We start from the raw sequence: 23,201 nt of genomic DNA, 5'->3' as shown, positions 1-23,201 counted from the left end.
ATGACAACAACACAAGCATTATTAGACAGTTTATTGGCCCATAAGGCCTCTATCAACCTAGCTACAACCGAACAAAAGAACCAAGCCCTATCAGCTATGGCAGACCAGTTGCTTGCTCAGACTGAGGCAATTTTAGCAGGCAATGCCATTGATATGAAAAATGCCCAAGGCAAGATTAGCCAAGTCATGCAGGACAGATTGCTCCTGACTGCTGAACGAATTGAAGCTATGGCTGATGGTCTTCGTGCCTTGATAACCTTGCCAGATCCAGTCGGGCTAGTCTTGGAAGAATCCACTCGGGCAGACGGCTTACATATTCGCAAGAAATCAATACCCTTTGGATTGGTGGGAATGATTTACGAAAGCCGTCCAAATGTGACATCCGACGTTGCAGGATTGGCTATCAAGAGTGGTAACGCCGTCATTATGCGCGGAGGAAAGGATGCCTTTCATTCTTCTCAGGCCATTGTTTCAGCTTTAAAAGCAGGGCTGGAAGAGGTTGGCCTATCACCCAAGGTTATCGAGCTAGTCCAAGATACCAGCCGAGCCTCTGCGACCGAATTGATGACTGCCAAAGGCAAGATTGACCTGCTGGTACCTCGCGGTGGTGCAGGTCTGATTCAGGCTGTTGTGGAAAATGCGACAGTTCCTGTTATTGAAACAGGTACAGGAATCTGTCATGTCTATGTCGATAAGGATGCAGACTTGGACAAGGCATTACACATTGCCGTCAATGCAAAAGTCAATCGTCCCTCAGCTTGCAATGCAGCGGAGGTCTTGTTGGTTCATGAAGAAATTGCCAGCCAATTCCTACCTCGTCTTGAGGAAGCTCTTTCTGGTCAGGTAGAATTGCGGGCTGACGAGAAGGCTCAGGCTCTTCTCAACCAATCCACACCAGCAGGCGACCAGGATTTTGATACAGAATTTCTGGACTACATCATGGCAGTTAAAGTCGTTTCAAGTGTGGAAGAAGCTATCAGCCATATCGCTCAACATTCGACTGGACATAGCGAGGCCATTGTGACGGAAAACAGCCAGACAGCAGATTATTTCACACTCTATGTGGATTCGGCGGCTGTTTATGTCAATGCCTCGACCCGCTTCACAGACGGTGGCGAGTTCGGTCTGGGTTGTGAGCTGGGTATTTCCACCCAGAAGATGCACGCCCGTGGTCCAATGGGCCTGCGTGAGATGACCACCTACAAGTACATCATCACAGGCGACGGCCATATTCGTTAGGAGGACAAGATGAAGATTGGATTTATCGGACTGGGCAATATGGGAGCGGCCTTGGCACAAGCAGTCAGCCAGCAAGCAGACACCCAGCTCCTCCTCAGTAACCACAACCAAGCAAAGGCCCTGGCTCTACAAACTCAGCTAGGCGGTCAGCTCTTATCTAATGAAGAAATAGCAGAGCAGGCTGAGATTATTTTCCTTGGGGTCAAGCCTCACCTGATTCAGTCAGTCTTGTCAGGCCTACAGGACCAGATTAGCCAGAATCCGTCGGCCATTTGGATTTCCATGGCAGCGGGTGTGACCCTTGACAGCCTGGCAGCATTTGTGTCGGCAGACAAACTCATCCGTATCATGCCCAATACACCGGTCGCTATCGGCCAAGGCATGACAACCTATAGCGTGGTCAATCAAGAACTCGCTCCGCTATTGGAACAAATCCTTGAAAAATCAGGTAAGGTCCAGCAGGTACCAGAGAAGTTGATAGATGCTGCGACGGCTATCGCGGGCTGTGGACCTGCCTTCGTCTATCAGATGATTGAGGCCCTGACAGATGCGGGTGTGCAGAATGGTCTTACAGCGGAGGATGCGAAAATTTTGGCTGCACAAACCTTGGCTGGAACTGCTCAAATGGTATTATCCAGTGACAAGCATCCGGCTCAGCTCCGACAAGAAGTGACCTCGCCAGGAGGCTCGACTATCGCAGGCGTGGTAGCTCTTGAAAAAGAAGGCTTCCGTTACGCCATTATTAAGGCAGTCGCTGCCGCCCTCAAAAAGACGAGAAAATTAGGCAAAAAATAGATTAGATATAGAAAATTTTTGGTTGCAACGTATTTTTCAGTCCTAAGACCGATGGAAACGGTTGGCAGTTGAGGTATACTATAGTCAATCCTAAATATTTTTCATAATCTCCTTAAAAACTTGGCTAATTGGTCAAGTTTTTTTGCGTTTGAGAGAAAGAAAAAACGAGACATTAATCTCGTTTGGTCTTGTCTTTGATCCATTGACTGACATTGGAAAAGGTTTTGCTTTGCTCTGCCTTGCGTTTTTGTTCTTGGACAAAATCTGCAAAACTTTGTTTGACGCCATCTTTTTGAACCTTATCTTGCAAATCATGCCATTTCTTTTTAAGGTTGCTGGAAGTCCGTTCGTAGTAGATTTCCAAAATTTCTTCCTTGGATTTGTAGTTGCGGTAGAAGGCGTTGCGCGAAACACCTGCCTTGCGCACTAATTCAGAGACGGAAATGTGCTTGAGTTCCTTTTTTTCAAGGAGAAATAGCAGAGCGGTCTCGAGAGATTCCTTGGTCAGCTGATTGGCCTCCTTGTTGGATTGATAGAGATTTTTCAAGGATTTTGGTGAAATTTTACGCTCGGTCATATTCTTCCTTTCTACTGTGACATCCGATTGGAAATGCTTTCATAACTAATGATTTAATGATATAATTGTAGAGTAAGATAGAGCACCTTGTCAACTAATTAAATCATTCAAAAGAAAAGAGATAAGAAAATGTCAAAATGGAAAATTGTTGCAGACTCTGGTTGTGATTACCGTCAACTAGCTCAGCTTGCGCCGGGTACGGAGTTTGTCAGTGTTCCCCTGAGTATTCAGATAGGGGACCAGACCTTTGTTGATGATGCGAGTCTAGATATTGATCAGATGGTCTCTGTCATGCAGTCAACTTCTGAGGCAGCGACATCTGCCTGTCCTAGCACTCAGGCCTATGAGGAGGCTTTTGCAGGTGCAGAAAATGTTATCGTTGTGACGATTACCGGTGGTTTGTCTGGCTCTTTTAATGCGGCTCGTGTTGCCCGCGATATGTATTTGGAAGAGCATCCAGATGCTAAGATTCATTTGCTTGATAGTTTATCAGCTGGAGGCGAGATGGACTTACTGGTTACGGAAATCAATCGTTTGATTGCCTCAGGCTTAGAGTTTGAAGAAGTCGTATCAGCTATTACCACTTACCAAGAAAATAGTAAATTATTGTTTGTCCTTGCTAAGGTCGACAATCTGGTTAAAAATGGCCGTCTCAGCAAGCTAGTCGGAGCAGTCGTTGGTTTGTTGAACATCCGTATGGTCGGTGAAGCCAGCAGCGAAGGTAAGTTGGAATTGCTCCAAAAGGCTCGTGGCCACAAAAAATCGGTCACCGCAGCTTGGGAAGAAATGAAAAAGGCTGGCTATAAGGGCGGACGCATCATTATGGCTCATCGTAATAACGATAAGTTCTTCCAACAATTTTCGGATTTGGTTAAGGAAACTTATCCAGAAGCTAGTATCGAAGAAGTTGCGACTTCCGGCCTTTGCTCTTTCTATGCAGAAGAGGGCGGCCTTTTGATGGGGTATGAGAGATAGAAGCACTGGACAATATGTGTAGGTGGTTAAGCAGGAGGGAGTGCATCTTACTTGCCGGCTCATTGCTAACTGGATTTCCTTGATGGAAAGGTAGGAAGCTATCCTTTAAAATAAGAATAAAGAGCTTAGTCCTTGTAGAAGGTGCTAAGCTCTTTTAATGTGTCTTCAAGATGTGGATGGAGACGGAGGAGAAGATAGGCAAAGGTACCGTTACGGATAAGCTGGTGTCGTCCTTCAAGTCTTGCAGTTCTCGGATTATCTGGAAATTGAACGATTAACTGGTCACGCACAACCTGATAGGGATAAGCAAGAGGATATTTTTTGATCAAATCTTGTATTTGAACTTCTTCATTTAAGGACTGCTCCCGCAGCTGCTGCGTGTTGCGAGCGAACATCCCATTATCGATATACAAAGAAAGTGCCTTTTGCATGATTAGGTTGGTATCGTAGTCAATCAACCCTTTATAGGTTAAAAAAGCATTGAGGAGAAGGGGAGGCAGGCTAACGGCACCTATCCGTAGAGCTGGGAATAAGGTTGGTGAGAATGACTTGATATAGACGACAAAGTCGTTCTTGTCAAGGTAATGTAAGGGTAGCTGACGGTTTCCATCAAAATCAGCCAAGTAGTCATCTTCGATGAGATAGACCTGATAGCGCTTGGCAAGGTCAACAATCCTCTCCATGGTTTTTCTATCGTAGCTTGTCCCCAGTGGGTTATGCAAACGTGGAATGGTATAGAAAAATTTTATGGTTCCAGTCTTAAAAAGATCTTCCAATCGGTCCAAGTCAATCCCTTCCATACTGCGTTGAATGGTCAGGTAAGGCAGGCCTTGTTGGCGAATCAATTCCTCCATACGAGTATAAGTAGGAGACTCAATGAGGATATGGGTTCGATCGGGACCGAAATCCATTTGGCTCAGGATATAGAGGGCTTGTTGACTTCCAGCAGTGATGACCAATTGGTCTTTTCGGCTATAGACATGGTAGTCCATTAGGAGCAGTTGAACAGAAGTGATTAATTCTGTCAAACCGGCCTGCTGATGGTAATAATTGAAGAGGTAATTTTCACGGCCAATTAAACTTTGGTGTAAACAAATACGGAAGTCCTCATAAGGCAGTTCCTCAAAATCAGTCAGATCCAGATCAATGGGCTCTTCCAAAATGTCACGGTCATCCAAAACATAGTAGCCACTTTTTTCGACCGCATAAATCTTGTTTTGATACTTGAGTTCCTGCATAGCCTTTTGAACAGTATCCTTGCTGCACTCGTATTGCAGACTTAATTGGCGAATGGAAGGTAGTTTTTCTCCCCGCTTATAGTCTTGTCGTTCGATTCCGTCTAGGATGTCTTCAACGATATCCCTGTATTTACTCATCAACTGTCCCCCTACAGATCTATGGTCCTAGTATAGTATAAAACTGTTCTGTGAACAAGTGGCGCGTGTTTTCAAGTGTCTACCCTTACCATTCGTGGTATACTAGAAATATGAAAATCATACTTCCAAATGCAAAAGAACTCAATACCACAATTGATAACCATCCCTTTCACCTCTTGGACCCAACCAGTTTAGCGGTCGCACAAACCTGTAGCCAATTCCAGCAGGAAGAATTAGCTTCCTTTTATAAAATCTCTCATGACCGTGCTGGATTGGAGTTGGATCGCTGGAAGCGGATTGAAGCTAAGCAAGCTAAAACCTATCCAGCCTGGTTGTTGTACGACGGATTGATGTACCGGTATATGGACCGAAGAGACCTGACAATAGATGAGGAGGTCTATCTAAAAAAACATGTCCTCCTAGCTACAGCCTTGTATGGGCTCATCAGCCTGGACCACCTTATTTCCCCCCATCGACTTGATTTTCAAGCAGGGATCAAAGTGGAAGGGAAATCCCTCAAGCAATACTGGCGGCCGACCTTTGACAAAGTCGTTGAAGAAGAAGACTGGATCCTATCCCTCGCTTCTTCTGAATTTGAACAGGTATTTTCTCCCCAGATTCAGAAAAAACTAGTCCGGGTGACCTTTATGGAGGAAAAGGATGGCAAACGAAGGATACACTCAACCATTTCAAAAAAGGGCAGAGGACGCCTTGTTTCTGTGATGGCCAAGGAAGGGATTACTGAATTGACAGCTCTTCAACAGGTTACCGTTGATGGTTTTTCTTATCAGGCAGAACTTTCCGATCAATTGAATCTTGTTTTTGTCAGAAAGACCAATTGAAAACCATTACATGTGCCTTTTGTAACAAAAATGTTAACTTAGGGCAGTAATTTGTTAGAAGAGGCACAGAACTTGTGATATAATAGTAATGTTACAGTTTTGAATGAAAGGGTTAAAATACCATGAGTCGAACAAAAACATCATCCCGAAGAAACCAGCTGCATTGGGCAAACCTAACCTTGCTCATCCTCTACACAGGAGCAGTTGGTTTCCTACTGTATCAAGTGTTTCGGTATGACATTCTTGCCTTTCGCAATCTCAACCTGGTCCTGGCTGGGTTGGCCATTATCTTGGGACTTGTTTGTTTGTTCCTTATTTTAGGGAAAAGGGCAAAAGTAGTGACCGCCTTCCTGCTTATTCTAGGCCTTGTCGTTAGTTCTGTCGGTCTCTATGGAGTCCAGAGTATCGTCAACCTTTCGAACAAGTTGAATTCAAACGCCACCTATTCTGAATATGAGATGAGTGTTCTGGTTCCTGCAGATAGCCAGGTCTCGGATATCAGTCAAGTGACCGAATTGTTGGCGCCTACCGGGAATGACGGTGACAATATCCAAGCCTTGTTGGACAACCTGTCTCAGACAGAAAACCTATCTCTGACACCAACCAAAACGGATTCCTATCTGGATGCTTATCAGAAGATGCTTGCTGGTGAGAGTCATGCCATGGTCTTGAACGGAGTCTTTGCAGATATCCTGTCTGCGGAAGACCCTGACTTTGACACCAAGGTCAAAAAGATCTACAGTTTCACCTTGACAAAAAAGGTTGAAACAGCAGTCAATCAACCGACTGGTGATGTCTTGAACATCTATATCAGCGGCATTGACACCTATGGGCCAATCTCGACCGTTTCCCGTTCGGATGTCAATATCATCATGACCATCAATCAGGCGACCAAACAGGTACTCTTAACCACCACCCCTCGTGATAGCTATGTTGCGATTGCAGATGGTGGGCAAAATCAAAAAGACAAATTGACCCACGCAGGGATCTATGGTGTTGAAGCTTCCATGCATACCTTGGAAAATCTCTATGACATCGATATCCATTACTATGCTCGTGTGAACTTTACCTCCTTCCTAAAATTAATTGACCTCGTAGGTGGGGTGGATGTTGTCAACGATCAAGAGTTTGTAAGTCATATTGGAAAGATTCATTTCCCGATTGGTCAGATTCATCTTGATTCTGAAAAGGCCATTGCATTTGTTCGCGAACGCTACTCGCTTCAAGGTGGCGATAACGACCGTGGAAAAAACCAGGAGAAAGTCATTGCGGCACTTATTCAAAAACTTAGCCAACCTGAAAATCTAACAAATTTTCAATCCATCATCAATAACCTCCAAGATTCGATCCAGACCAATATGAGTTTGGAGACCATGATGAAGTTGGTTAATGCCCAGATGGAAAGCAATGGCAGTTACACGGTTCAATCCCAAGCCTTGCAGGGGACAGGAAGTACAGGACTTTTGCCTTCGTATGCAATGCCAGGTTATCAATTGTATATGATGGAGGTTAATCCAGATAGCCTCAACCAAATGAAAGCAGCCATGCAGGCAGTTATGTCAGGAGAATAGGATGTTAGATATTCATTCACATATCATATTTGGTGTGGACGATGGTCCAAAAACAGCAGAAGAAAGTTTGGAGCTTTTGAAAATTAGCTATCAACAAGGGGTGCGCGGTATCGTAGCCACCTCCCATCGCCGCAAAGGCATGTTTGAAACACCAGAAGAGACAATCTTTAAGCACTTTAAAGAAGTTCAAGCACTGGCAAAGACCATCTCGGACGATTTGTTTCTCTTTTATGGGGCGGAAATTTATTTCACAGATGACGTGATTGGAAAGTTGGAACGCAAAGAACTACCGACCTATGGAAATTCTAGCAGTGTCTTGATCGAATTTAGTAGTTCAACCAGCTATAAAAAAATACAGGAAGCAGTGCGGGAAATCCTACGGCTGGGATTAACCCCTATACTTGCCCATATTGAACGCTACGATGCCTTGGATGGGGAAGGTGGAAAAGTCGCTGACCTGATCGCTATGGGGGCCTATATGCAGATCAATAGTTCCAGTGTCTTGAAACCCAAGTTATTTGGTGATCGGCACAAAGCCTATAAACAGCGGGCCCAATACTTCTTGGACAATGAACTAGTACATTTTGTCGCAAGTGACATGCACAATACTAGTAGCCGACCACCCTATATGGACCAGGCCTTCCAATTCATTGAGAAAGAGTACGGACGCGACCGTGCCAAGGCCTTGTTTATAGAAAATCCAATTGCCCTTATGCAAAATAAACTTTAAACTTTAGGAGACAGTATGAACAACCAAGAATCGAATGTTATGGAAATTGACGTTCTATATCTATTGAAAAATCTATGGCGCAAAAAGTTGTTAATCCTTCTGAGTGCCCTGTTGGGTGTATCCGTGACATTTGCCTACTCCGTTTTTGTTGCGACACCTCAGTTTGACAGTACCACTCGGATCTACGTGGTCAATAAGGTGGCTGATGGTGGTCAAAACTTGACGGCACAAGAACTCCAAGCGGGTACCTATCTGGTAAAAGACTATAAGGAAATCATCCTTTCTCAGGATGTATTATCAAAGGTTACTGAGGAGTTAAACCTTGATGAGGAATTGGCTAACAAAGTTTCTGTTAGTATCCCTGTTGATACCCGTATTGTATCCATTACAGTCCGTGATGCGGATGCCAATGAAGCAGCGCGCATAGCCAATGGACTTCGTGCAGAAGCAGCACAAAAAATTATCGATGTGACAAAGGTTAGCGATGTGACAACCTTGGAAGAAGCACGCCCGGCTGAGCATCCCTCAACACCAAACACCAAGCGGAATATCGCCCTCGGATTTTTGGTTGGTGCTTTTCTGGCAGTGGCCTTGGTTCTGGTGAAAGAAGTCCTGGATGACCGCATCAAACGCCCAGAGGACATTGAAGAAAAGATGGGCTTGCCATTGCTGGGTGTAGTGCCAGATGTAGCCAAATTGAAATAGGAGAGAACCATGGCAGTATTAGAAACGTCTAGAGATAAAAAAGTATTATTAAAAAAGACGGAAGAGTATTTCAATGCAATCCGTACCAACATCCAGTTGAGTGGAGAGGATATCAAAGTAGTGGCCATTACGTCTGTCCAATCCAGTGAAGGCAAGTCAACCACTTCAGCCAGTTTAGCAGTGGCCTATGCGCGTGCGGGCTATAAGACTGTGTTGGTGGATGCTGATATCCGTAATTCCGTCATGTCTGGCTTCTTTAAGCCCAAAACCAAGATTACGGGCTTGACGGACTATTTGGCAGGAACGACGGACCTTTCCCAAGGTCTCTGTGATACAGACATTCAAAATCTGACTGTCATCGAGGCTGGGAAGGTGTCGCCTAATCCGACAGCCCTTTTGCAAAGCAAGAATTTTGAAAACCTCCTTGCGACCCTCCGTCGTTATTTTGACTATGTGATTGTCGACTGTGCCCCACTTGGTGTGGTCATTGATGCAGCCATCATTGCTCAAAAGTGTGATGCTGTTTTGACAGTGGCAGAAGCTGGAAGAATCAAACGGAAAGCTCTACAAAAAGTCAAAGAGCAACTCGAGCAAACAGGGACCCCATTCCTTGGCGTCATTTTAAATAAATTTGACACCAAGTTGGAAAAATACGGTTCATACGGTGCTTATGGCAATTATGGTAATTATGGTAAGAAAACCAATTAGATACCCGTTGTGCTAGTTAATTAAGCGTAAGCAAAGGAATATTTTTAGCTGATACCAAATTCAGTATGACTGCTTTTAAGCAAAAGAGAATGTTATACTCAGGTCAATAGTAGTCATGTTTTAAAACCGGGACTCATCTGTGATCCGTCAAAAGAGTTTAAAAAACGAGTTCAGTATTTCTTGGATAACGACATAGTATATTGTGTTGCGATCGATATGCACAATCTTTCTAAAAGAAAACCTTATATGCAGGAAGCTTTTACAGTTGTTGAAAAGGAGTACGGACCAGAGCGCGCACGAGCGTTGTTTAAAAAGAATCCCTTGATGATAGTGAAGGGATAATTGATTCAGACATTCAACATCATTTTAAAAAATGTGAACTATATTTTTAAATTATTCGAGATTATTCGAAAAAAAAATAAATAATCGTTTTCAAAAATAATAGTCGTATGGGAGATTTAGGGTGTATAAAGAAAAAGATAGATGGCAGAGACTTACAGTGATGTTAGCAGATGTATTCCCTGTTATCATTTCGGGCTACTTTGCTGCGACCATTCCAGATTCAGATTTAAATTTTGTGAGCTGGCCTATTTTAGTATTGGCACATTTTGTGGCATATTCTATGAGCTCGTTTTATGAAGGGTTTAATAGTCGTGGAGATTTTGAAGGCTTTAGGGTGACATCAAAATATAGCCTGATTCTTTTTATCATTACTGCAACTATATCTTTTATGCTACAAGAGCATTTTCCAATTTCAAGACGTGGTCTAGTTTATTTTGTGATTATCAATCATTTCTTACTATACATATTAAATTTTTTTATTAAAAAATATCGTAATAGCATCTATCCATCAACTGCTGCTAGTCAAAAGATTTATCTCTTAACAACTGAAAAACGATTTCGTGGTTTATTAGAAGAAAAACAGAATAATTTAGCGCACTTTGATGGAACAGTCGTAGCTATAACAGTTGTGGATAATCCAAATTTTAAAGTCGATAGTCAGTTTCACAATGTCCCTATTTCTGCGATGGAATCGTATATTACAAAGTCTGTGGTGGATCAGATTTTTGTTGACATTCCATCTGAATTGTTTGATATCAAGTATTTTCTTCTTATTGCGGAAAATGTTGGCATTCCAGTATCTATCAATATCAGGTCACTTGACCCATACGTTGTTGGCGATAAAAAGTTTGATCGTCTTTTGGGGCATGAAGTGATTACGATATCTACTCATTTTTATAGTTATAGTCATCTTATCATAAAGCGGATTTTAGATATCATAGGTGCATTTGTAGGTCTTGTGATTTGTGGGGTTGCTGCTATTTTTGTGGTACCTCTAATAAAAAAAGACGGTGGACCAGCTATCTTTTCACAAAATAGAGTTGGTAAGAATGGTCGCATTTTTAAATTTTATAAGTTCCGGTCTATGCATGTGAATGCTGAAGAGATGAAGAAAGAGCTAATGAAAGATAACGAGATGGAAGGCCTCATGTTTAAGATGGAGGATGATCCTCGAATCACTCCAATAGGCAAATTTATCAGGAAAACCAGTATTGATGAATTGCCCCAATTTTGGAATGTCCTTATCGGTGATATGAGTCTAGTTGGTACTCGACCACCGACAGTTGATGAGTATGATAAATACACTTTGGGGCAAAAACGCCGCTTGAGTTTTAAACCAGGGATTACAGGACTGTGGCAGGTTTCCGGTCGAAGTGAAATTAAAAACTTTGACGAGATTGTTAAACTGGATGTTTCATACATCAATAACTGGACCATTTGGTCGGATATAAAGATATTGTTGAAGACAATCGTCGTGATTTTTAAAAAAGAGGGAAGTAAGTAGTTTTTAATTATTTGTACATGTTAGGAAAATTTGGTTATATGAAAACAGTCTATATTATTGGATCAAAAGGGATTCCTGCCAAATATGGCGGATTTGAAACCTTTGTAGAAAAATTAACGGAAAATCAAAAAAATAAAAATATTAAGTATTTCGTGGCATGTACAAGGGAAAATTCAAAAAAATCTAATTTTAGTGAAGATTTTTTTGAATATAATGGTGCAACATGTTTCAGCATAGATGTTCCAAATATTGGTCCAGCTAAAGCAATTGCATATGATATTGCAGCATTAAAAAAAGCAATTGAGATTGCAAAAACAAATGGTGACAAAGAACCTATTTTTTATATTCTAGCTTGTCGTATCGGACCATTTATTTCAAAATATCGTAAAGAAATCCATCAATTAGGAGGTCAATTATTTGTTAATCCAGATGGACATGAATGGTTAAGGGAGAAATGGAGTGCTCCTGTTCGTCGTTATTGGAAAGTTTCAGAGTCATTGATGGTAAAACATGCAGACTTATTGGTTTGTGATAGTAAACATATTGAAACATATATTCAAAATGATTACAGCAAGCTCAATCCTAAAACTACTTATATCGCTTATGGTACGGATTTAGAAAAATCGACTTTAACTTCAAAGGACAGAGTAGTTCGCGAATGGTTTAACAAAAAGAAAGTCAATGAAAATAATTATTACCTAGTAGTAGGTCGTTTTGTTCCTGAGAACAACTATGAATCAATGATTAGAGAGTTTATGAAGTCAAATTCACAAAAAGATTTTGTTCTGATTACGAATGTTGAGCAAAATGCTTTTTATGAAAAACTCAGAAAATCGACTGGATTTGATAAGGATAATCGTATTAAGTTTGTTGGTACAGTCTATAACCAAGAACTTTTGAAATACATTCGTGAAAATGCTTTTGCTTATTTCCATGGCCATGAAGTTGGTGGCACGAATCCTTCATTACTAGAAGCTTTGTCTTCAACTAAGTTAAATCTTCTCTTAAATGTCGGTTTTAACAGGGAAGTAGGAGAAGATGGTGCAATGTATTGGGAAAAAGAGAATCTTCATAAAGTCATTGAAGAAAGTGAACGATTGTCACAAGCTAGAATTGATGAAATGGATAAGTTATCGACGAAACTAGTAACTGAAAGGTTTTCTTGGGACTTTATTGTTGATGAGTATGAGAGTTTATTTAAAGATTAATTCGAAGTCTGTATCTTTAGAAATACTAGAATCAGGAGTTGAACATGAAAAAAGCTGTAGTAGTCGGCGGTAGCAACGGTATTGGTCTGTCTATTGTAAAAGAGTTAGCTCAATCAGGATATTTTGTTTATGTTTTAGATTTAGTCAAACCAAATCTAAAATATTTTTGCAAAAAAGAAAACACAGAATATATATACACAGATTTAACTAATATTAATCCGAGTACATTTCTTAAGTTATCAGAAGACGATGAAATTAATTTTCTTATGATTACTGCCGGTTTTGGAAGAGTGGCTCCATTTTCATCTGTAAGCGTACAAGAGATTAGGGATATTTTTCGAGTAAATACAGTTGCTGGCTTAGAAATTATCAGGTATTTTTATAATAGGATTCAGTCAAATTCTTCATTCTATACAGGTATGATGGTTTCAATAGCTGGCATGATTTCTTCTCCGTTGTTTGCAACGTACGCTGCTTCAAAATCGGCATTGAATCGCTTTATTGAGAGTATTAATATTGAGCTAGAGTCAGAAGGCTATGCTAATAGAATTTTAAATGTATCTCCTGGTTCAATCAAAGGTACAAAATTCAATGGAGGAGAAAATGATGATTCGTTGACTTCTGAGTTGGCTGGGGAAATTGTGTCACAGGTACTCTCCCAAAATGAAATTTTTATTCCAGAATATGATGCAATCTACAGTGATGTTCTTAGACGCTATCATTTAGATTCACATCAATTTGGATTAGATAGCTATAAGTACAAATTAAAATCGAACCGAATGTCGAATGAAAAGAAAAAAGCTATTAGTATTGGATATCTATCTGGCACATTTGATTTATTTCATGTAGGACATTTGAATTTATTAAAGAATGCGAAAAAACATTGTGATTATTTGATTGTTGGTGTTCATCCAGATGCTTCTCATAAAGGCAAAGAAACCTTTATACCATTTGAAGAGAGAAAAGAAATTGTTGGATCGAATAAATATGTTGATAAAGTTGTAACATCAACTGAGGAAGATCATTCCGCATGGGACCTGTACCACTATAACTATCTGTTTGTCGGAAGTGATTATAAAGGGACGAAACGATTCAATAGATATGAAAAATACTTTGCTGATAAAGACGTGGAGATAATATATTTTCCTTATACAAAAGGTACAAGCAGTACTCAAATACGAAACATAGTTTCAAAAAGTAATAAAAAAGGTTTGGAATAGTGATGGAGTTAAATCCTCTACATAAGGTAGATTTAGAAATTGTAAAAGAAGTCATTAAGATATGTGAAGAAAATAATTTATCATACTATGCTTTAGGAGGCACAATGCTTGGAGCTATACGTCATAAGGGTTTTATCCCGTGGGATGATGATATAGATTTGGGTATGCCTCGCAATGATTATGAGAAATTCTTAGAAATAGCACCATCGCTATTATCTTCACATTTGAAAGTTGTGAATTATAAAAATACACCAGAATATCATTATTATATCACTAGAGTTCTTGATACTACTACTAGAGTAATAGAAGATAGGATTGGTAATGAAAATAAGTATACGAATGCATCAATCGATATTTTTCCAATAGATGGAACGCCAAATAATATTGTCTTAAGGAAAATTTATTATTTAAGAGTAATGTATCATCGGGCCTTAATGTCGCTTTGTTACAAAGATTCAATCGATAGGAAGCGGAAAAGAAATTTTTTAGAAAAAGTGCTATTGGCAATTCTTGAATTGATACCAATTGAAATGATGACAACTCCTAATAAGCAAAAGGAGAAGATAGACAGAATGCTTTCAAAACAAGATATTGTAAAATCTAATTTTATCGGCAATATTATGGGAGCTTATAGAACTAGAGAAATTGTTCCAAAAGAATGGTATGGTAAGGGCACAAAGTATCCTTTTGAAGATATTGAGTTAGTAGGTTTAGATAATTATGATGAGTACTTAAAATATACTTACGGGGATTATATGAAACTTCCGACTGAGGATAATAGAAAGACACACTTTAGCTTGGTAAGCGATGAGGTGGGGGATGATTAAAATAATAAAAATAGATTCTAAGAAATTGTTTTATTTATTATTAATACTAAGTTGTTCAGCAATTTACGGATTGAATTACTGGTTTTCTGATGTATATACTACTGATTTTATGGTAATCTCAGCAATGATTGTATCTGTATTTTCAGTCTTATTGCATCATAAAATAAATTTAGGTACTTATTATATATTACCTATTCTATTAAATTTACTAATGTGGATTTCTGGGATAATCGTTGCTTTTGAGCATGAATTGCAACTTTCTACAATATTAAAAGAAAGTTTTTTTACTATTGCACCTGTTATTATTTATATTTCCTACCATTCTATAATCAGAAATAAATATAATATAGTCTCATTTCTTAAACTAATAACAATATCATCAGTTATATGTAATCTAATATCAATGCTTGGATTTGCTTTCGCATTATATGGTGCTGACCTTCTAAAAATTAATGTATTTGCAAAAATGAGAAATGGTACCCCTAGGTTTATTATTGGGGAAGTTATTATAATATTAGCGTTTTTTCTCTCATATTCTATTTTAATCAACAGTAATAAAAATATCTTAAACAATAAGTTACATTTAGCAAATGTGGTATTAACTTTATTTAATTTAGAATTTATAATTAAAACGAGAACTTTATCACTGTACGTATTAATAACAATTCTAGTTGTATCGTTATTTAATAAGCAACTAAGTAGAAAGGTAAAAATTTTTATTGCCATTATTTTTTTATTTTCATTGATTACCGTAATTAATTCTAATATTATGTATTGGGTTGAAGATACAATTAATAATGATTATGGTATTCAGATGAGATTTTATGAAATTGAATATTATGTAAATTATTTTAAAAATAATTGGATAGCAGGTGTTGGATTTCTGTCATCAAGTAGTAATTCGTCCACATATAATGTTGTGATGGGACCTTATGGTAAATATTATACGAGCGATGTAGGAATAATCGGGTTGCTTTTTAAAAATGGTATTATTGGGTTGTTTTGGATTTTTAGTTGGTTCTATACAAGTATTAAAATTTTATTAAAAAATATGAAATTTATACCAAACTACTATAGTATGTTCATGAAAATGATAGTAGTTTTCTATCTGATTTCATGCATTAATTTAATTTTTACTGATACACCGAGGTTTCCTTATATAGCGCTTGGGATGATAATTATTGAATCTAGTGGTTTTTTTATCGAATAGGCTACTGTATTATTTTCGATTAGTATAGCTAAAGTTTTTTTTATAATTGAGTGGTTTTTATTTTTACCCAATTTGTAAAATTAAGCTAGACAGAAAAAGCCATCTATGTTAGGCTCAGATAAACTACCACATTTGTCTGAAAGGAACTAACATAAATGACCTATACCCATCTTACCACAAATGAACTCGTAATGATAGAGGCTTATTACCAAGAAGGTAAGAAAGTTTGCGCTATTGCAAAGTCACTTGGAAGAGCGAGACAAACCATTTATAATGTTATCTCTTTTCTGAAAACGGGTCATTCAGCTTATGATTATTATCAACGCTACAAAGCCAACAAGAGGCATTGTGGTCGACAAAAGACCCAACTCACCAAACCAGTACAAGAGTTTATTCAATCCTATCTAGCATCAGATTGGAGCCTCGATGTGATAAAAGGAACCCATCCTGATAAAATTCCTTGTTCCATGCGTACTCTCTATCGCTTAGCTGACCGCGGCATCTTCAAGAAAGAGGATATACCTTGGCAAGGCAAACGAAAGCCAAATGGGATGAAAGAGAGGCGAGGAAAACAAGCTTTTCGCAGAGATTTGCGGGAACGCGCTGACGTTTATCCAAACTTTGAAACTGAATTTGGTCACCTTGAAGGAGATACTATTGTTGGAAAGAATCATAAAAGCGCTGTTATCACGCTAGTTGAAAAGCACTCAAAAGCGATGACCGTGCTTCAATCCAAAGGGCGAAAAGCCAGCGACATTGAAGCTGCTATAAACCAATGGATATCCCGGTTTCCTAAGAATCTCTTCAAGTCTATCACTTTTGATTGCGGGAAGGAATTCTCGAATTGGAAGTCAATTTCTAACAAACAGGACATTGACATTTTCTTTGCGGATCCTGGTTGTCCTGGTCAACGCGGACTAAATGAACATTCTAAAGGTTTATTGAGACGCCATGGACTTCCAAAGGAGATGGATTTCAGCGGACTTTCTCAAACATTCTTATCAGCTGTAGCTGATAAGAGAAATCGAATCCCAAGGAAGTCCTTGAACTACCAAACGCCGTATCAAGTTTTTCTGAGTCAGGTGAAATTGTCTAGCTTAATTTGACAAATGAGGTTAAATAAACTATTATTTCGAGAAAAAGTTACTGAGGATAATATTATGTGAATGATAATTAAGTTTATTCTATTACTTATTATTCAATTTTAGTGCTTCCTCTGGTGTTTTATTTAACAAGAATAACTAGTATTGAATTATACGTGTATGAATTCTATTAAAATAATAATATTAATACGTTACTATTTTTTTGGAATTACATTGAAGTAATTACTATTAATAAGGGGAAATTTCTTTATGAAAATTGCAATATTAATGTCTACATATAATGGAGAAAGTTTTTTAGAAGAACAGATAGAAAGTATTTTAAATCAAACGTGTTCAGATAATATCACTCTGTTAATACGAGATGATGGGTCTACCGACAAAACAGTTTCAATATTGGAAAATTATTCTAAAAAAAATAAAAATATTAAATATACTGTTGGAAAAAGTGAAGGTGCAGCAAGAAGTTTTATTACCTTGTTGAAAGAAAATATGGGATATGATTTTTATGCTTTTTCGGACCAAGATGATGTTTGGAACAGTGATAAACTTCAAAGAGGGTTGTCTAAGATAAGCTCTATTAATCGACCTGCACTCTACTGTTCTAATTGTGAACTTGTGGACGAAAATTTAAAAAGTCTAGGTAGATTGACTCATCGAAAAGTACCAACTTATAATTTAGTATCAATACTATGTTTGAATAGCTGTGCTCAGGGTTGTACTTCAATTTTTAATAGAGAGTTAGCTGAGATTGTCCAATATAATAATCTCCCAGAAACTATTATTATGCATGATTCATTTATAACTTGTCTATGCGCAATGATAGGGGGAGAAATAGTGTATGATCATAACTCTACAATGAAATATAGAATGCATAATAATAATGTTTTTGGTATGGTAACGTTAAAACAGAACTTTGCAAAAACTATAAAAAATCGATATAAAGAAATTACAACGAAAAGAAAAATAAGCATGAGTGATCAAGTGGACAGTATTTTAAATGTATTTGACCCATATGTTAGCCAAGAACATAAAAAAATTTGTGATATCGTGGTCAAAGCAAAATTTTCAAAATTAGATAGGTTAAAACTGTTTTTTAACTCTGATTTAAAACATGATACCTTGAACAAGACTCTTACAAAAAAATTAGAGATTTTACTCGGAAATGGTTAGGAAAGAAAATGGATTATCAATTAATTGTTTCAACAATGAATCAAAATAATGATGATTTAATAAGAAGAATGAATATTAAATCTAATGCAATCATTATTAATCAATCTGAAAATGTAAGTTTTCATGAGACCATCATAAATGAAGGAATTGTAAAATGGTATGAATTTGCTGAAAGAGGAATCGGTTTAAGTCGAAATAGTGGTTTTATGAGAGCAGAAGCTGAGATTATTCAATTTGCAGATGATGATATGTATTTTACAGACACCTATAAAGAAGATGTTTTAACTGAATATAGAAATCATCCAGAAGCAGATGTTATTTTGTTTTCTAACAAATGTCTTAATAAAGATAGGATGCCTTATCAAGTTGATAAATTTGGTCCAGTTGGAAGAACTGAAGCTGTAAAGTTTGGAGGAGCACGTATTACAGCTCGTAGAGAGAAAATACTCTATAATAACTTATCTTTTTCTTTGCTTTTTGGAGGTGGGGCTAAATATGGTGCTGGAGAAGATGTAACGTTCATTCAAGATTGTATTAAAGCAGGTTTAAAGGTTTATAAATCTCCAATCATTGTTTCTACTATGGCTCAAGATTCATCAACATGGTTTAATGGTTACGATGAAAAGTATTATAAAGATAAAGGGGCGTTATTAGCAATGAATTTCCCCAGATTAAGCTATTTTGGCAGTTTTTTATTAGCTTATAAAAAAAGTAGACATTCTAATTACAGTTTCAAAGAACTCTTGAGTTTTTATCAGGAAGGAATTAAAGATTTTAAAAGTCATAAGTAATTACTAGTAATTGGGAGAGGTTAAGTGATAAAAAATAGAGTATTCAATACTGGTGAGACACCTGAGGATTTAAAAAGAAACTATAACTATGATGGAAGCACACTCAGGAAAGCCCAGCTTCGTATGATTGAGATGTTATCTTTTTTAGATAACATCTGCAAAGAAAATAATATTACATATTTCTTGGCTTTTGGCACTCTTTTAGGTGCAAAAAGGCATGGAGGTTTCATACCCTGGGATGATGATATGGATGTTTTCATTTCATCATCAGAACTTAAACGTCTTCGTAAAATAATTAATAATGGGGATTATCAATTTGTTATACAAGATAATACGATTGATAAAGGTTTCGTACGCTACTATAATGTATTGAGAGATTTAAATTCAGAATACATTAAAGATGAATTTGTTCATAATCAGCGCAAGTATCGTGGGGTTCAAATTGACTTGTTTCCCTATGATTATGGGGTAATGGAAAGTGGTAAAAAACTTATTGGAATGACAATGGGTTTTAATGAAAAATTTTTATTAGGGAAGTATCCTTTTTTATGTAGTTTGTTTTTTAAAATTGTGAGAAATTTTATTATTCCCTTATTTAGATTTTTTAGCAAATTTAGAGGCAAAAAATATATCTCATTAGGTTACGAGGGAGTAAGTTTAGGCTATACATACCTAGCCGAGGATATTTTCCCATTAGGTAAAATAGAGTTTGAAGGTCTTACAGTTCCAGTCCCTAATAAAATAGAAAAAATCTTGGTTGTAGATTATGGAAAAAACTATGAATTTTTACCAGACATTGATGATAGAAACCAACATAGAGTACTGGATATAAAATTCTATAAATAAATAATATTTATCTATAGAGGTCTAGCTTGTCAGTTTGAAAGAACTTATATTAATTGTTTATCTTATTATGAAAAAAATATCAACTAAGACTAATAAGTTTAGAAATATTATTGATTTCTATTATGAACAGATGCAAAAGAAAATTTTATTTAATAAATATAGAAAGAAACTAAGAATTTATTTAATAAGTTAAGTTTTATCAATGTATATTGAATACTATATCAAACAATGTTACCTTATTTGATAATAAGGTAGAAGGGTTAATATATGTTTGGATAATGTGCCATTCATGAAGAGACTTCTTCCTTTTATATGTCTAAAATCATTATTTTATAGCATGCTCCTTTTCACCAAAATTACTCATAGGATTGAATTAATTAAAATGACTACAATAAATAATAATGGAAAATCTTTAAGAAATAATGCTATTCTGAGTGTTATTAAACAACTATTTTCAATTTTGTTCCCAATAATAACCTTTCCATATATAACTCGTGTATTGGGAGTAGAAAATTATGGGAAATATACCTTTAGTGTATCTATAGTAAATTATATCTCTTATATAGCAGCTGCAGGGATATTAAGATATGCGATAAGAGAGTGCGCTCGAGTTAGAGATGATAGAGAAAAATTTCAAAAATTAGTAAATGATATTTTTACGATAAATGTATTTACTACTATAATTGCATTCTCAGCGTTATTATTGTTATTTTTGCTTATTCCGGAACTAAAAGATTATATTCCATATATCTTAATTATTAGTCTATCAGTTTTGTTTACAACAATTGGCGTAGATTGGATTAATAGTGCATATGAAGACTATTTATTTATTACAGTTAGGTATATATTTACACAGTTTCTGTCAATGATACTATTATTTCTTTTAGTCAATAGTGCGAATGATCTGATGATGTATTCATTTATTAGTGTTTTTGGGGGAATAGTTGCTAATATATTTAATGTAATACATATTAAAAGAACATTGGGGTATTATCCTAAAATAATCATTTCTAACTCTATAAAGAAACATTTTAAATCCATATTGTATCTTTTTGCGAGTACAATTGCAACAGTTATTTATATCAATTCTGACATTTCAATTTTAAAAATATTTTCAGATGATCAATCAATTGCATACTATGGAGTATCCACACAATTTTATCAGCTAATTAAACAGTTAATAAATGCTGCTTTTTTAGTAGTCATACCTAGATTTTCAAATGATTTGGTTAAGAAGAATAAAACACAAGTTACAAAAAGCTACAATACTATTTTAAGTCTTACAATTTTGGTTATATTTCCTAGTGCTATTGGTCTTTTCATGATTCGTGAAAATTTAATATTATTATTTTCGGGTAAATTGTATTTGCCTGCTGCGAATTCTTTAGCAATCTTATCGTTCTCTTTGATTCCAGCGATGTTAGCTAATTTTTTTATTAACATTATCATGGTCCCACTAAGACTTGAAAAGCAAGTTATGTTTGCTACTGTATCTAGTGCACTTTTTAATATTATATTTAATTTTATACTAATTCCTAAGTATTCAGAGAGTGGGGCAGCTGTGACAACCTTATTTGCCGAAATTATTATGGTATTAATAGCCTTATATTTTTGTCGTGATTTACGTGTAACAATTCCTATAAAGGTGATTGTTACTAGTTTAATTGGTGGTATTGGCATCTTTCTTATTTGCGACTTTTTTAATAATTTCGACTTCTCAAGTTTTACAAATATTTTACTAAGTATTTCATTTAGTATAGGTTACTATTTGTTCGTAATATTTATTGGATTTAGATCTGATCTGACCTCAATATTTAGAAAATAAAATTTTAAATTATTTTTTAAATTGTTTAATCAATTAATTTTGAAATGAAATGCTAATATTCTAAAAATGAAAGTGTCTTGAACAAATGAATCGTTATAATATCCTTACAAAAAATGCGATAATTCTTGCGGCTGGTTTTGGAATGCGCATGATTCCAATAAATATTGAAACACCCAAAGGGTTGGTTGAGGTATCAGGTGTCCCGTTGATTGAGCGATTGATCTGCCAGTTACATGATGCAGGGGTTTCAGATATTACAATTGTGGTTGGTTATTTAAAGGATCAGTTTTCGTATCTTGAGGATAAGTACCATGTGAATTTGGTTTATAATCCAGAGTACTCTGAAAAGAACAATTTACATTCGCTAACTTTAGTTTCTGAAAAGCTATCTAATAGTTTCATACTTCCTTGTGATATATGGTGCAAAGATAATCCATTTAAAACAGCAAATTCAGGTACATCATGGTATATGGTTTATGAGGATAGCAATGAAGAAATAGGTAAGCCTTTCTGGAAAGCTATGACTGGTATTGCTTATGTTACTGAAGAACAGTCTGAAAAAATGAAGCAACGCCTGCATTTATTAGATTCAGATACCATGCATCAAGATTCGTTTTGGGAAGAAGTACTGTATGATAATAATGTATTTTTGCCATTACCAAAATTAGTAAGTAAAAATCAAATCCATCAAATTAATACTTTTGAAGATTTGCGTGTAATTGATGAACAATCTGAACATCTTCAATCAGATGCTATTGATATTATTTGTAAATCGCTTAATGTTAAAAGTGAGGACATATCTCAAATTACTGCTTTAAAAAAAGGTATGACCAATCGCTCATTTCGATTCACTTGCCATAATAAAAAATATATTATGCGTATTCCAGGTGAAGGGACTGATTTACTGATTAACCGTAGAGAGGAAGCAGAAGTTTATAAGGCATTAGCTAAATATCAGATTAGTGATGATATTATTTATATCAATCCTTATAATGGTTACAAAATTACAGAGTTTTTATATGAGGCTCGTAATTGTGATGTTGGAAATAAGAATGATTTAGTTAAATGTATGGATAAGCTGAGAAGTCTCCATAAACTTGAATTAGTCGTTGACCATAGATTTGATATTTTTGGACAAATACTATTTTATGAACAGTTGAGATTAGGGAATTCATCTGTCTATCCTACATACGAGAATGTAAAAGTAGATGTATTTGCATTGAAGGAATATATTGAAAAGCACGTTGAAAGTGAAGTGTTAACTCACATTGATGCTGTACCTGATAATTTTTTGATTGTTGAAAAAGATGGTAAAGAGGATATTAGATTAATTGATTGGGAATATGCGGGAATGCAAGACCCACATGTAGATGTTGCTATGTTTTGCATCTATGCCCTTTATAGTAGACAAGAGGTTGATGAATTAATTGACATTTATTTTGAAGGAAAAACCACGGAAGAAATTCGTATGAAAATTTACGCTTATATTGCTGCGGGTGGTTTACTGTGGAGTAATTGGTGTGAATATAAAAGTACATTGGGTGTTGAATTTGGGAATTACTCAATTGCACAGTATAAATATGCTGAAGAGTATAGCCAGCTTGTACTAGATTATATATCATAGTAATTCACAAGTC

22 protein-coding genes are annotated in these 23,201 nt (G+C 36.5%); 20 read left to right on the top strand and 2 right to left on the bottom strand.

Annotation, left to right across the window (positions count from 1 at the left end):
• Positions 1-1,239: a glutamate-5-semialdehyde dehydrogenase gene (locus tag ACHBID_RS04305; RefSeq protein WP_394731693.1), complete on the top strand. Its 1,239-nt coding sequence runs from the start codon at positions 1-3 to the stop codon at positions 1,237-1,239.
• Positions 1,240-1,248: 9 nt separating this feature from the next.
• The gene (proC, locus tag ACHBID_RS04300; protein WP_394731695.1) at positions 1,249-2,034 is read left to right on the top strand and encodes a pyrroline-5-carboxylate reductase; all 786 of its coding nucleotides are present in this window, start codon (positions 1,249-1,251) and stop codon (positions 2,032-2,034) included.
• A 172-nt stretch (positions 2,035-2,206) separates the two neighbouring features.
• Here proC and ACHBID_RS04295 read toward each other — a convergent pair whose 3' ends face one another.
• Complete coding sequence (locus ACHBID_RS04295; protein WP_105110309.1) at positions 2,207-2,611, bottom strand: TetR/AcrR family transcriptional regulator; 405 nt, start codon at positions 2,609-2,611, stop codon at positions 2,207-2,209.
• Positions 2,612-2,740: 129 nt separating this feature from the next.
• Between ACHBID_RS04295 and ACHBID_RS04290 the strand changes: the two genes are divergently transcribed.
• On the top strand, positions 2,741-3,586 hold the full coding sequence (locus tag ACHBID_RS04290) for a DegV family protein (protein ID WP_394731697.1): 846 nt from the start codon (positions 2,741-2,743) through the stop codon (positions 3,584-3,586).
• A gap of 125 nt (positions 3,587-3,711) precedes the next feature.
• Here ACHBID_RS04290 and ACHBID_RS04285 read toward each other — a convergent pair whose 3' ends face one another.
• Positions 3,712-4,962 (bottom strand): PLP-dependent aminotransferase family protein, encoded by a 1,251-nt coding sequence (locus tag ACHBID_RS04285; RefSeq protein ID WP_394731699.1) that lies wholly within the window; start codon positions 4,960-4,962, stop codon positions 3,712-3,714.
• A 110-nt stretch (positions 4,963-5,072) separates the two neighbouring features.
• Between ACHBID_RS04285 and yaaA the strand changes: the two genes are divergently transcribed.
• From yaaA to ACHBID_RS04200, 17 genes are all read left to right on the top strand, one after another.
• The gene (yaaA, locus tag ACHBID_RS04280; protein ID WP_394731701.1) at positions 5,073-5,804 is read left to right on the top strand and encodes a peroxide stress protein YaaA; all 732 of its coding nucleotides are present in this window, start codon (positions 5,073-5,075) and stop codon (positions 5,802-5,804) included.
• A gap of 122 nt (positions 5,805-5,926) precedes the next feature.
• The gene (locus ACHBID_RS04275; protein WP_394731703.1) at positions 5,927-7,375 is read left to right on the top strand and encodes an LCP family protein; all 1,449 of its coding nucleotides are present in this window, start codon (positions 5,927-5,929) and stop codon (positions 7,373-7,375) included.
• Between the two features lies 1 nt (position 7,376).
• The gene (locus tag ACHBID_RS04270) at positions 7,377-8,105 is read left to right on the top strand and encodes a CpsB/CapC family capsule biosynthesis tyrosine phosphatase (protein WP_394731705.1); all 729 of its coding nucleotides are present in this window, start codon (positions 7,377-7,379) and stop codon (positions 8,103-8,105) included.
• 15 nt (positions 8,106-8,120) lie between these two features.
• On the top strand, positions 8,121-8,810 hold the full coding sequence (locus ACHBID_RS04265) for a YveK family protein (protein ID WP_394731707.1): 690 nt from the start codon (positions 8,121-8,123) through the stop codon (positions 8,808-8,810).
• A 9-nt stretch (positions 8,811-8,819) separates the two neighbouring features.
• On the top strand, positions 8,820-9,518 hold the full coding sequence (locus ACHBID_RS04260) for a tyrosine-protein kinase (RefSeq protein WP_394731709.1): 699 nt from the start codon (positions 8,820-8,822) through the stop codon (positions 9,516-9,518).
• A gap of 69 nt (positions 9,519-9,587) precedes the next feature.
• On the top strand, positions 9,588-9,860 hold the full coding sequence (locus ACHBID_RS04255; protein ID WP_394731745.1) for a CpsB/CapC family capsule biosynthesis tyrosine phosphatase: 273 nt from the start codon (positions 9,588-9,590) through the stop codon (positions 9,858-9,860).
• 121 nt (positions 9,861-9,981) lie between these two features.
• Positions 9,982-11,364 (top strand): sugar transferase, encoded by a 1,383-nt coding sequence (locus ACHBID_RS04250; RefSeq protein ID WP_394731711.1) that lies wholly within the window; start codon positions 9,982-9,984, stop codon positions 11,362-11,364.
• A 38-nt stretch (positions 11,365-11,402) separates the two neighbouring features.
• Positions 11,403-12,572, top strand: coding sequence for a beta 1-4 rhamnosyltransferase Cps2T (gene cps2T / locus ACHBID_RS04245; RefSeq protein WP_394731713.1), 1,170 nt, complete (start codon positions 11,403-11,405; stop codon positions 12,570-12,572).
• Between the two features lie 44 nt (positions 12,573-12,616).
• Positions 12,617-13,792, top strand: coding sequence for an SDR family NAD(P)-dependent oxidoreductase (locus ACHBID_RS04240; RefSeq protein WP_394731715.1), 1,176 nt, complete (start codon positions 12,617-12,619; stop codon positions 13,790-13,792).
• Positions 13,793-13,794: 2 nt separating this feature from the next.
• Complete coding sequence (locus ACHBID_RS04235; protein WP_394731717.1) at positions 13,795-14,619, top strand: phosphorylcholine transferase LicD; 825 nt, start codon at positions 13,795-13,797, stop codon at positions 14,617-14,619.
• On the top strand, positions 14,612-15,829 hold the full coding sequence (locus ACHBID_RS04230) for a hypothetical protein (RefSeq protein WP_394731718.1): 1,218 nt from the start codon (positions 14,612-14,614) through the stop codon (positions 15,827-15,829). Before ACHBID_RS04235 ends, ACHBID_RS04230 begins: the two co-directional genes overlap by 8 nt.
• A 155-nt stretch (positions 15,830-15,984) precedes the next feature.
• A complete protein-coding gene (locus ACHBID_RS04225) occupies positions 15,985-16,935 on the top strand; it encodes an IS30 family transposase (protein ID WP_394731719.1) in 951 nt (316 codons plus the stop codon).
• 246 nt (positions 16,936-17,181) lie between these two features.
• Entirely contained in the window at positions 17,182-18,102 is a 921-nt protein-coding gene (locus ACHBID_RS04220) for a glycosyltransferase family 2 protein (RefSeq protein WP_394731720.1), read from the top strand.
• A gap of 8 nt (positions 18,103-18,110) precedes the next feature.
• Positions 18,111-18,893, top strand: a complete 783-nt coding sequence (locus ACHBID_RS04215) for a glycosyltransferase family A protein (protein ID WP_394731722.1) — start codon at positions 18,111-18,113, stop codon at positions 18,891-18,893.
• A gap of 24 nt (positions 18,894-18,917) precedes the next feature.
• The gene (locus tag ACHBID_RS04210) at positions 18,918-19,739 is read left to right on the top strand and encodes a phosphorylcholine transferase LicD (RefSeq protein ID WP_394731723.1); all 822 of its coding nucleotides are present in this window, start codon (positions 18,918-18,920) and stop codon (positions 19,737-19,739) included.
• Between the two features lie 382 nt (positions 19,740-20,121).
• On the top strand, positions 20,122-21,564 hold the full coding sequence (locus ACHBID_RS04205) for a flippase (RefSeq protein ID WP_394731725.1): 1,443 nt from the start codon (positions 20,122-20,124) through the stop codon (positions 21,562-21,564).
• Between the two features lie 85 nt (positions 21,565-21,649).
• Positions 21,650-23,188, top strand: coding sequence for a phosphotransferase (locus ACHBID_RS04200; protein ID WP_394731727.1), 1,539 nt, complete (start codon positions 21,650-21,652; stop codon positions 23,186-23,188).
• The last annotated feature ends 13 nt before the right edge of the window (positions 23,189-23,201 follow it).

Origin of the sequence: Streptococcus sp. A25 (assembly GCF_043674095.1) — a bacterium.
Taxonomy (GTDB): Bacteria; Bacillota; Bacilli; order Lactobacillales; family Streptococcaceae; genus Streptococcus; species Streptococcus suis_V.
The sequence above is the reverse complement of the archived record's forward strand: the minus strand, read 5'-3'. Positions and strand labels throughout refer to the sequence as shown.

What these genes read in the sequence shown, in the direction of transcription:
- proC (WP_394731695.1), top strand. Translation starts at nt 1,249, where the DNA reads ATGAAGATTGGATTTATCGGACTGGGCAATATGGGAGCGGCCTTGGCA.
- cps2T (WP_394731713.1), top strand. Translation starts at nt 11,403, where the DNA reads ATGAAAACAGTCTATATTATTGGATCAAAAGGGATTCCTGCCAAATAT.
- ACHBID_RS04205 (WP_394731725.1), top strand. Translation starts at nt 20,122, where the DNA reads ATGACTACAATAAATAATAATGGAAAATCTTTAAGAAATAATGCTATT.
- ACHBID_RS04225 (WP_394731719.1), top strand. Translation starts at nt 15,985, where the DNA reads ATGACCTATACCCATCTTACCACAAATGAACTCGTAATGATAGAGGCT.
- ACHBID_RS04295 (WP_105110309.1), bottom strand. Translation starts at nt 2,611, where the DNA reads ATGACCGAGCGTAAAATTTCACCAAAATCCTTGAAAAATCTCTATCAA.
- ACHBID_RS04290 (WP_394731697.1), top strand. Translation starts at nt 2,741, where the DNA reads ATGTCAAAATGGAAAATTGTTGCAGACTCTGGTTGTGATTACCGTCAA.
- ACHBID_RS04275 (WP_394731703.1), top strand. Translation starts at nt 5,927, where the DNA reads ATGAGTCGAACAAAAACATCATCCCGAAGAAACCAGCTGCATTGGGCA.
- ACHBID_RS04305 (WP_394731693.1), top strand. Translation starts at nt 1, where the DNA reads ATGACAACAACACAAGCATTATTAGACAGTTTATTGGCCCATAAGGCC.
- ACHBID_RS04260 (WP_394731709.1), top strand. Translation starts at nt 8,820, where the DNA reads ATGGCAGTATTAGAAACGTCTAGAGATAAAAAAGTATTATTAAAAAAG.
- ACHBID_RS04215 (WP_394731722.1), top strand. Translation starts at nt 18,111, where the DNA reads ATGGATTATCAATTAATTGTTTCAACAATGAATCAAAATAATGATGAT.
- ACHBID_RS04270 (WP_394731705.1), top strand. Translation starts at nt 7,377, where the DNA reads ATGTTAGATATTCATTCACATATCATATTTGGTGTGGACGATGGTCCA.
- ACHBID_RS04230 (WP_394731718.1), top strand. Translation starts at nt 14,612, where the DNA reads ATGATTAAAATAATAAAAATAGATTCTAAGAAATTGTTTTATTTATTA.
- ACHBID_RS04285 (WP_394731699.1), bottom strand. Translation starts at nt 4,962, where the DNA reads ATGAGTAAATACAGGGATATCGTTGAAGACATCCTAGACGGAATCGAA.
- yaaA (WP_394731701.1), top strand. Translation starts at nt 5,073, where the DNA reads ATGAAAATCATACTTCCAAATGCAAAAGAACTCAATACCACAATTGAT.
- ACHBID_RS04200 (WP_394731727.1), top strand. Translation starts at nt 21,650, where the DNA reads ATGAATCGTTATAATATCCTTACAAAAAATGCGATAATTCTTGCGGCT.
- ACHBID_RS04240 (WP_394731715.1), top strand. Translation starts at nt 12,617, where the DNA reads ATGAAAAAAGCTGTAGTAGTCGGCGGTAGCAACGGTATTGGTCTGTCT.
- ACHBID_RS04220 (WP_394731720.1), top strand. Translation starts at nt 17,182, where the DNA reads ATGAAAATTGCAATATTAATGTCTACATATAATGGAGAAAGTTTTTTA.
- ACHBID_RS04235 (WP_394731717.1), top strand. Translation starts at nt 13,795, where the DNA reads ATGGAGTTAAATCCTCTACATAAGGTAGATTTAGAAATTGTAAAAGAA.
- ACHBID_RS04265 (WP_394731707.1), top strand. Translation starts at nt 8,121, where the DNA reads ATGAACAACCAAGAATCGAATGTTATGGAAATTGACGTTCTATATCTA.